This window comes from Microbacterium sp. P26 (genome assembly GCF_023712585.1).
Taxonomy (GTDB): Bacteria; Actinomycetota; Actinomycetes; order Actinomycetales; family Microbacteriaceae; genus Microbacterium; species Microbacterium algihabitans_A.
Map to the genome: position 1 here is coordinate 1 of NZ_JAMAXZ010000018.1, position 481 is coordinate 481.

The 481-nt window shown below is 66.3% G+C and carries 1 protein-coding gene; it reads left to right on the forward strand.

All coding sequences use genetic code 11. From position 1 onward, the window contains the following. On the forward strand, positions 1 to 481 hold a 481-nt coding region (locus tag M3667_RS17165), incomplete at both ends, for an FGGY-family carbohydrate kinase (protein ID WP_251509619.1).

The window sequence follows — 481 nt, forward strand, 5'->3', positions numbered from 1 at the left end:
ATCCTCGGCACCACCTGCTGCACCGGGATCGTCTGCCGCGGCCCGCAGACGGTGAACGAGGCGACGCGCTTTGTCACCCATACCGAAGCCGGACAGGTGATCTCCTTGTTTCCGATGCAGGCCGGTACGCCAAACATTGACTGGCTGCAGCAGCATATTTCGCTGGACGCCGATCTGGGGCGCCTGGAGCAGGCGATCGCGGCGGTGGAGCCAGGCAGCGGCGGCGTCTTCTGGCAGCCGTACCTCAATGGCGAACGTGCGCCGTTTTACAGCCCGGACGCGCGGGCCGGCTTTTTCGGCATTAGCCCGCACACCACCCGCGCCGAACTGCAGCGCGCGGTGTTTGAAGGCCTGGCCTTCGCCATTGTCGATGCGCTGCAGGGTTATCCGCAGGGCGGCGAGCTGTATCTGACCGGCGGCGGCGCAGCCTCGGCGACCTGGCTGCAGATTATCGCCGACTGTACCGGACGCACGGTGGTCT